The organism is Dyella sp. ASV21, from assembly GCF_016428975.1.
Taxonomy (GTDB): Bacteria; Pseudomonadota; Gammaproteobacteria; order Xanthomonadales; family Rhodanobacteraceae; genus Dyella.
Map to the genome: position 1 here is coordinate 1 of NZ_JAELTT010000110.1, position 8,536 is coordinate 8,536.

Sequence of the window (8,536 nt, forward strand, 5' to 3'; positions counted from 1 at the left end):
GGCGGATACCCATGCGATCGATGCGCGCTGGCATCCCAGCGATCCGCGCCTGGCCGGCGCCGCGGTGGAACTGGACGCCGCCAACATGGAACTGCGCCAGGCCATGCAGCAGGCCCCTGATTCACCGGCGCTGCAACGCCTGCTACAGCGCATGCAACAGCAACAATCGCAATTGCGTCAGTTGGAACACCAGGCTGGTTGAGTCCAGCGGAGCCTTCACCATGAAAACCGCCATCGTCATCCCCCTCCTGCTCAGCCTGTCGATCGGCCAGGCCCTGGCCGATACCCCCATCAACCTCAGCCACGAGGCGGCGCCGACCGTGCGCGTCAACATCAGCAACGTCAAAGGCGAAGTGAACGTAATCGCCTGGGACCGCAATCAGGTGCAGGTCACCGGACACCTTGGCGATGGCGCCAAGCCGCTGACCATCGATGGCGACAACAACGACATGACCATTCGAGTGCAGTCGCAGGGTAAGTCGGGCTGGTTCAACTGGAGCAACGAAAACTCCATGGGCTCCAGCACGCTGGACGTGCGCGTACCCAAGGGCGCGTCGCTGAGCGTGGACGTGGTGAGCGCATCCATGAGCATCGACGGCATCAATGGCGGCAAGATCAAGGTGAATACGGTGAGCGGCAAGGCGCGCGTGAATGCACGCACGCCGCTGGCCGAATTGGAAAGCGTCAGCGGCAGCCTGGAATTTGCCGGCAGCGCCGACCGCGTGAACCTGCAGACCGTAAGCGGCGACATCCTCGCACCCAACGTAAACAGCGAAGCGGAGTTGCAAACGGTGTCGGGCCGCATCCGGGTCGGCGGCGGCCCCTGGCGCAAGCTCAACCTCAGCACGGTCTCCGGCGATGTGCAGCTAGCCGGCGGCATTGCCCCCGGTGGCACCTTCGACGTGGACAGCATGAGTGGGGATGTGCAGGTGCAGATTCCCTCCAACACCTCCGCCATCATTCACGCCAATACCTTCAGCGGCGATTTGCGTAGCGATTTCGGCACCGTGTCCAAGGTCGAGCATGGCCCCGGCAGCGAGCTGCGTGCCACCGTCGGCGGCGGCAATGCCAAGATCAATATCGAAACCTTCAGCGGCGACCTGCGTATTCGCAAGCAGGATTGAACACACTCCGCGCGCAAACAGAAAAAGCCGGGCATAGCCCGGCTTTTTTAATGGCGAATGGCGCAGATGCGCGCTTACAGATCCTGGTGATATTGCACGTACGGTGTGCGCGCCTGATCAGGCTCCGGACCCGCCGGCGTGTTGAGGCTGTTGCCGGAAGACCACACGTTCTGCGCGCCGATGCTCAACTGACCCTGCCACGGCAAACGCCAGGTCACGCCCAGGTCGATGCTGCTCCAGCGCCGATCGGGGTTGTAACCCGCGCCGGGTACGCCAGCCTCCGGCTGCATGGTGCGACCAATGATGGCGCCGCTCAGCGGACCGCGATCCACACCAAAACTCAGTGCCTTCTGGTCCACCGTGCTGATACCCAGCAAGTTACCCGGCAGCAGGCGCACACGGCCCACGCTGGCACCTAGATCGATGCCGCTCTTGCTGTCGAGCGCAAGGCGCCCATGGGCGTTGAGCTGGGTGCTGCTGTCAAACCCCGAAAGGCCATTCACGCCGGGCATCGCACCCGGTAGCAGACGCGGCAGGGTAGCGTTGTTACCCGGCACGCTGTCCGCACCCACACTCAGGCCCAAGCTGTAGCGACCCGTGTTGTAGGTGGCGCCCACTTCGCTGCCGATCACGCGCGGCGCCTGGTTGTTCACCCAGGTACGCTCGGTGACGCCCACATGCGCCTGCAAATTGGGAGCCAGGCCGTACTGCACGTCGGTGGACAGCACCGTCGCCGCATCCACCGCACGGAACTGCAGCGGCGCATCCGCACGCTGTGCCGCAGCAAGCGTATCGTTGTTTACTTGGAGCGCCAGCCAACGACCATCGGCCCCACGCCACAACGGCACGGCGACTCCGGGGCCGACCTGGGCCACCTGATCCGGCTTCTGCATTAGCAAGCGGCCCGCAACGTCGTACGAATCGCTGGTCGCAGACTGCCCTGCCGCGATAAACGGCATGAACAGCAACGACAATGACAGCAACCAACGACGCATCTGCGCGGAGCCCCCACGGATTGGAGAACGGAAAGGATCGCCCCCTCCCAGAGACGATTGGTGGCCAGATTACCACGTTTTACTTTTTACTAACACCTGCCATGGTTCTCAAAAGTGCTAATACAGCGGTCGAAATCACAGCTTTTTGACATTCCAGGGCGTTAAGGGTTCCCAGCCAGCGTCACCCAGCGACAAAGCTGAATGGAGGCGCTATATAGTCCGCTTTGTCGACCACGCACGGATCCGCTGCGCCCGATGAGTTCCACCTTTACCAGCAACACGCCGGCCCCATGGCCCGCAGACGGCAACGTCTCGGCCATGCATGCCGCCGTGGAACGATTGTTCCGCGCGACGGATGCCGCCAGCGTGCTGGAAATCTGCGAGGCCGTGCTGGGCGAACTGGGCGTGCCCGGCCGCCTGCATTGGCGACTGCTGGGCGATCCCACGCCGGAGGACGGCGCCAGCCGGCAGCTTGATCTGGCCGAAGATCCCCAGGGCCTGCGTTCATTGGTGCTGGAACTGCCGGTCGATGCCACGCCCGATGCACCGCAGGACCAACTGGCCTGGCTCGGTCGCCTCGCGGCCGCCCGCTTGCGCCAATTGGCCGAAACCTCGCGGCTTTACGAGGCCATTTCGCGCCTCGCCCTCGCCGAGCGCCTGCAGCGTGCGCTCTATGCCATCGCCGACCAGGCGGGTGCCGAACACAACATGACCGAGATGATGCACTCGCTGCATGCCATCCTCGGTAGCCTGATGTACGCGGAAAACTTCTATATCGCGCTGTACGACGCCACTACCGACACGGTGCGCTTTCCGTACTACGTGGACACGATGGACAAGGATCCGCCACTGCCCGACCAGGCTGTACCGCTGCAGGAAATGCGCCACAGCCTGACCTGGAACCTGTTGCAGAGCGGCCAGCCGATCATGGGTTCGGTCACCGAACTGACCGAACAGTTCAAGGGTCGTTTCGTACTGCTTGGGCCGGTGTGCGAACACTGGCTGGGTGTACCGCTGCTGCGCGACGGTCGCGTGGTCGGCGGCATCGTGATGCAAAGCTATCGCGAGGACACCCACTACACCCAGCATGACCGCGAATTGCTCAGCTACGTGGCCAAGCACGTGCAGACCGCACTGGAGCGGCGCGAGGCGCACGAGGAACTGGAGCGACGCGTCTCCAGCCGCACCGCCGCCTTGCGCGAAGCCAACCGCGTGCTGCGCCAGCAGGTGCTGCAACGTCAACGGGGCGAACGCCTGCAAGCGGCGCTGTTTCGCATCGCCGAGCTGGCCAACGCCTCGGAAAGCCTGGACAACTTCTACGCCGCCGTGCACCGGGTAATCGGCGGCCTGCTGTACGCGCGCAATTTCTACATTGCGTTGCTGGACGAAGAGCAGAAAACGCTTAGCTTTCCCTACTCCGTGGACGAGTTCGATACCGTGCGCCTGCCGCGCGCGCACGGCCGCGGCGTGACCGAATACGTACTGCGCCATGCCAAGCCGCTGCTGGCCAATCCCGACGAATTCGACCGCTTGGAGCGCGTGGGCGAGCTGACCCATCGCGGCTCGCGCTCCATTTGCTGGCTGGGTGTGCCGCTGATCTGGGGCGATCGCGCGATGGGCGTACTGGCGGTGCAAAGCTATTCGCCCGAACATACCTACGACGTGCGCGACCAGGAGTTGCTGACCTTCGTCGGCTACCACGTGGCCAACGCACTGCAGCGCAAGCACACCACCGAATCGCTCAAGCAGGCCTACGCCACGCTGGAACGCCGCGTCACCGAGCGTACCCGCGCGCTGGCCCTGGCCAACCGCGATCTGCGCGAACAGATCGCCGAGCGCGAGCGCGTGGAACGCCGCCTCAAGTACGAAACCCTGCACGACTCGCTCACCGGCTTGCCCAATCGCACGCTGCTGCTGCAACGCCTGGAACAGGCCCTGCAGCGTTATCACGGCGATACGCAGGAATTGTTCGCGGTGTTGTTCATCGACCTTGATCGCTTCAAGGTGATCAACGACTCGGTGGGCCATCTGGTCGGCGATGACCTATTGTTCCAGGTGGGTGGGCGCATTCGCGCCTGCCTCAAGACGCGCGACGTGGTGGCGCGCCTGGGCGGCGATGAGTTCGCCGTGCTGGCCGAGGGCATTACCGACCCCAAGATGGCCTTGCTGATCGCCGAGCGCATCATCGATGAGCTGCAAACGCCGTTCCGGCTCGGCGCGAAGGAAATCTTCACCTCGGCTTCGATCGGCATCGCCCTGCCCAGCCCGCACTACCAGCGCCCGGAAGAGCTGCTGCGCGACGCCGACGCCGCCATGTATCGCGCCAAGGACGAAGGCCGTCATCGCGCCGCCGTATTCGACGACCGTTTGCGTCGCGAGGCGCTGTCGTTGCTGGAAATGGAAGGCGACCTGCGCCGCGCGTTGAGCCGCAACGAATTCGTTCCGTTCTACCAGCCCATCGTGGCCTTGCAGAACGGCCGCACCGTCGGCTACGAGGCGCTGCTGCGCTGGCGCCATCCTGACCGCGGCCTGCTCACGCCGGCGGATTTTCTTGCCGTGGCCGAGGAAAGCGGTTGCTCGGAAAGCATCGACTGGCAGATCTTCGACCAGGTCTGCGCGCAGGCCGAAGCACTGGCGGGCAGCGACGGCTTTGTCAGCATCAACGTCTCGGGGCGGCACTTCCGCTCACCGGATCTGGACAAGCGCCTGCTTGACCTCCTGCAGTCGCACAATCTTCCGCCACGCTGCCTGCGCGTGGAGGTGACCGAGCGCGCGCTGCTGGAGAACGCCATCCAGGTCAAGCGCATGCTCGACAACCTGCGCTCGCATGGCGTCAGCATCGCGCTGGACGATTTTGGTACGGGTTACTCCTCGCTGAGCTACCTGCATCAGTACCCGATCGAAACGCTGAAGATCGATCGCTCCTTCATCATCGAACTGACGCGCGAGGGCGGCCACAGTGCCGCCGTGGTTCGCGCCATCCAGGCGCTGGCCAACTCCCTGCAGATGCAGGTGATCGCCGAAGGCATCGAGGACGAGGAGCAACGTGAAGCGCTGTTGCACATTGGTTGCCGCTACGGCCAGGGCTTCCTGTTCGCCACCCCGAAGATGGCCGAGGTGTGGCTGCAACGCGAGCACCATTTCGCGCTGCCCTGAGCCGAAGCTCTTCGGTTCCGACATATGGAAAACAAAAGGGCCGACCTCCTGGCCGGCCCTTTGGCGTTCCACGCGGGCGGTTTACTGCGCCGTGCTGGGTGCGCTCGCACCCGGACTGATGCTGAGCAGGTGCTCGGCGTCGATGCGATCAAAGGTGTAGCGCTGCGCGCAGAATTCGCAGATCACCTCGATCTCGCCATCGCGCGCTTCCAGGGCGGCTTCCACTTCCTCGCGGCCCAGCGAACGCAACACCGTCTCCACGCGCTCGCGCGTGCAGCTGCAACCGAACACCAGCGGGCGCGGATCGAACAGACGCACCGATTCCTCGTGATACAGGCGATACAGCAACTGCTCCGGCGGCGTGGACAGCAGCTCCTCGGCGCCCAGCGTGGCGGTCAGATGCTGGATGCGGGTCCAGGCATCCTCGTCTTCGGCGGCGTCGTAGCCACCTTCGTCGGGCAGCTTCTGCAGCATCAGACCCACGGCATGCTCGCCATCGGCGGCCAGCACGATGCGCGCCGGCAACTGTTCGGACTGGCTGAAATAATTCTCCAACGCCGCCGACACGGTCGGATGCTGCAAATCGACAAGGCCCTGGTAACGCTGGCCGCGCTCGGCATGTCCGATGGTAATGGCCATGACGGCATTGGGCAGCGCGGCCAGATCCAGCGTGTCCGGCAACGGATCGTTCCAGCGCGCCAGACCGCGCAAGCGGCCCTGGTCGGTGCATTCGGCGAACAACAGGCGCAAGGCGCCCGCGCTTTTCAGTTCCACCGACAGCGAGCCTTCCAGCTTGATATTGCCGGTCAGCAGCGCACAGGCCGCCAGGGTCTCACCCAGCACCGAACGCAGCACGCCCGGGTAGGCGGAACGGCCGGCCACTTCGCGCCAGGCCGGCCCAAGCCGGACCAGCACGCCACGCACGCCGGCGCGCTCAAGCATGAAGCGGTGCAGCACATCTTCGACAAGCACGTTTTCCACGGATCGGACCTCTCAAGAACAGTCCCACCATATGGGGACGGCAGGGCCTGGGCACAACGCGCACCCGGCGCGCCCGCATGGCGCGTGGCCTGACCGGGGCTGGAACGACACCTGGGACGGGCCCCTCGCCGATCATGGACCGCCTCTTATACTGCCACGTCGCCCGTTCCCCCATCGCCATGACCCGAACCCGTTCGCTACCCATTCGCCTGATTCGATTGTTGGCCCTGGCCGTGGCGTGCTGGCTGGCGGTGACCGTCCTGGCGGTGCTGGTGCTGCGCTTTGTGCCGCCCTGGACGTCGGCGGTAATGATGGAACGCCGCATCGGCGCCCTGCTCCACGGCGAGACCGACTTCCACCTGCATCAGCGCTGGGTACCTTGGACTCAGGTATCACCCTATGTGCCGCTGGCCATGGTGGCAGGCGAGGACCAGAAGTTTCCGTTCCACCACGGTTTCGATTTCGACGCCATCCAGGACGCGATGGATGCCGCGGACGAAGGACGGCGCCTGCGCGGGGCCAGCACCATCAGCCAGCAAACCGCCAAGAACCTGTTTCTGTGGAACGGCCGCAGCTTCGTCCGCAAAGGATTGGAAGCCTATTTCACCGTGCTGATCGAAACGCTGTGGCCCAAGCAGCGCATTCTCGAGGTCTACGTGAACATTGCCGAATTGGGCGACGGCATTTACGGCGTGGGCGCGGCCAGCGACGCGTTCTTTCAGCAGTCGCCAGCGCGCCTGAACCCGGCGCAGAGCGCTCGACTGGCCGCCGTGCTGCCCAATCCGCGACGCTTGCGGGCCGATCGGCCCAGTGCCTATGTACAGAGCCGCGCCAACTGGATCCAGCGACAGATGGATCAGCTGGGCGGTCCGGCCTATCTGCAGAGCGCCACACCGGCACGGTCGCCTCGACGGCGCTGACGCTCGCGGCCGCCGAGGCGTTCCACTAGCATGCCGGCCTTTACCGTGATCTTCGAGCGCCGACCATGCCCCGCCTTACCGTCGTCGTACCAGCCTATAACGAGGCTGCCGTGCTGGAGAGCTTTCACGCACGCCTGAGTCGCACGCTCGACGAATTGCCGCTGGAGTGCGATGTGCTCTACATCGACGATGGAAGCAGCGACCACACCTGGGCGCTGATCGAAGGGCTGCGCGCACGCGACCCGCGCACGGGCGGCATCAAGCTATCGCGCAACTTCGGCAAGGAGGCCGCGCTCACCGCGGGCCTGGACCATGTCGATGCCGATGCGGCGGTGGTCATCGACGCCGACCTGCAAGACCCGCCCGAGCTGATCCCTTCGCTGGTCGAGCAATGGCAGGCGGGTTTTGACGTGGTCTACGCCACACGCACTGCGCGGGCGGGCGAAAGCGGCTTCAAGCGGCTCACCGCAGCGCTGTTCTATCGCAGCATGGAGCGCCTGTCCGATACCCGCGTGCCACGCGATACCGGCGATTTCCGGCTGCTGTCGCGACGCGCCCTGGCGGCGCTGCGCCAGTTGCGTGAGCGACAGCGCTTCATGAAGGGCTTGTTCGCCTGGATCGGCTACCGTCAGACCGCCGTGTACTACCTGCGCGAACCACGACAGGCCGGGCAAACCAAGTGGAACTACTGGCGCCTGATGCAGTTGGCGATCGAGGGCATCACCTCGTTCTCCACCGCCCCGCTGCGCCTGGCCACCTGGACCGGCGTGTTCTCCTCGCTGCTGGCGTTCCTGTACGGCCTGTGGGTGTTTGGCAAGGCAGTGGTGTTCGGCGACCCGGTGCACGGCTACCCCTCGCTGATGGTGGTCATCCTGTTCATTGGTGGCGTGCAGTTGCTGGCGCTCGGCGTGATCGGCGAATACCTCGGCCGGAACTACGCCGAGAGCAAGCAGCGACCGTTGTATTTCATCGAGGAGCAGCGCCCGGCCAAGGCTCAAGGGGACGCCGGCCACGCCCGCTGAGTTGCAGCTTCACGCCGGCCCAACACCCTGCGCTCACGGCAGCGCTAGACTCAATCCATGCGGCCCATCCGCGACCGCGTGGGAGGTTCAAGCATGCGCCAAGTCAAGCATTTGCTGGAAAGCAAGGGCAGCGACATCTTCAGCATCGCACCGGACGCGCCCGTACTCGAAGCGATCAAGCATATGGCCGAGCACCGCGTCGGCGCCCTGCTGGTGATGCGCGGCGATAGGCTGGTAGGCATCGTTTCCGAACGCGACTACGCGCGCAAGGTGATCCTGCAAGGCCGATCGTCTGCCCAGACCGCAGTCTCAGAGATCATGAGCAGCCCGCCCTTGAC

The 8,536-nt window shown here is 64.7% G+C and carries 7 protein-coding genes and 1 pseudogene; 6 read left to right on the forward strand and 2 right to left on the reverse strand.

Annotation, left to right across the window (positions count from 1 at the left end; all coding sequences use genetic code 11):
* Positions 1-202, forward strand: a pseudogene (locus tag JHD67_RS20325) (hypothetical protein); the annotation flags it as partial.
* 19 nt (positions 203-221) lie between these two features.
* A complete protein-coding gene (locus tag JHD67_RS20330) occupies positions 222-1,124 on the forward strand; it encodes a DUF4097 family beta strand repeat-containing protein (protein ID WP_199100987.1) in 903 nt (300 codons plus the stop codon).
* Between the two features lie 74 nt (positions 1,125-1,198).
* On the opposite strand, the gene JHD67_RS20335 is transcribed toward JHD67_RS20330, so the two are convergent.
* Positions 1,199-2,119 carry a hypothetical protein gene (locus JHD67_RS20335; RefSeq protein ID WP_199100988.1) on the reverse strand — a complete coding sequence of 307 codons (921 nt, stop codon included), beginning with the start codon at positions 2,117-2,119 and terminating at the stop codon, positions 1,199-1,201.
* Positions 2,120-2,374: 255 nt separating this feature from the next.
* On the opposite strand from JHD67_RS20335, the gene JHD67_RS20340 reads away from it, so the two are divergent.
* Positions 2,375-5,275 carry an EAL domain-containing protein gene (locus JHD67_RS20340; protein WP_199100989.1) on the forward strand — a complete coding sequence of 967 codons (2,901 nt, stop codon included), beginning with the start codon at positions 2,375-2,377 and terminating at the stop codon, positions 5,273-5,275.
* An 81-nt stretch (positions 5,276-5,356) separates the two neighbouring features.
* On the opposite strand, the gene JHD67_RS20345 is transcribed toward JHD67_RS20340, so the two are convergent.
* Entirely contained in the window at positions 5,357-6,256 is a 900-nt protein-coding gene (locus tag JHD67_RS20345; protein WP_199100990.1) for an Hsp33 family molecular chaperone HslO, read from the reverse strand.
* Positions 6,257-6,435: 179 nt separating this feature from the next.
* Here JHD67_RS20345 and mtgA point away from each other — a divergent pair, with 179 nt between their 5' ends.
* The 3 genes from mtgA to JHD67_RS20360 form a co-directional block, all read left to right on the forward strand.
* A complete protein-coding gene (mtgA, locus tag JHD67_RS20350; protein WP_199100991.1) occupies positions 6,436-7,176 on the forward strand; it encodes a monofunctional biosynthetic peptidoglycan transglycosylase in 741 nt (246 codons plus the stop codon).
* Between the two features lie 65 nt (positions 7,177-7,241).
* Positions 7,242-8,198 carry a glycosyltransferase family 2 protein gene (locus tag JHD67_RS20355; protein WP_199100992.1) on the forward strand — a complete coding sequence of 319 codons (957 nt, stop codon included), beginning with the start codon at positions 7,242-7,244 and terminating at the stop codon, positions 8,196-8,198.
* Between the two features lie 93 nt (positions 8,199-8,291).
* Positions 8,292-8,536: CBS domain-containing protein (locus JHD67_RS20360; protein ID WP_199100993.1), on the forward strand; the 245-nt coding region annotated here is incomplete at its 3' end.

Bases quoted from the DNA above. Each gene is read 5' to 3' on its own strand.
- JHD67_RS20355 (WP_199100992.1), top strand. From the start codon at position 7,242: ATGCCCCGCCTTACCGTCGTCGTACCAGCCTATAACGAGGCTGCCGTG.
- mtgA (WP_199100991.1), top strand. From the start codon at position 6,436: ATGACCCGAACCCGTTCGCTACCCATTCGCCTGATTCGATTGTTGGCC.
- JHD67_RS20330 (WP_199100987.1), top strand. From the start codon at position 222: ATGAAAACCGCCATCGTCATCCCCCTCCTGCTCAGCCTGTCGATCGGC.
- JHD67_RS20335 (WP_199100988.1), bottom strand. From the start codon at position 2,119: ATGCGTCGTTGGTTGCTGTCATTGTCGTTGCTGTTCATGCCGTTTATC.
- JHD67_RS20340 (WP_199100989.1), top strand. From the start codon at position 2,375: ATGAGTTCCACCTTTACCAGCAACACGCCGGCCCCATGGCCCGCAGAC.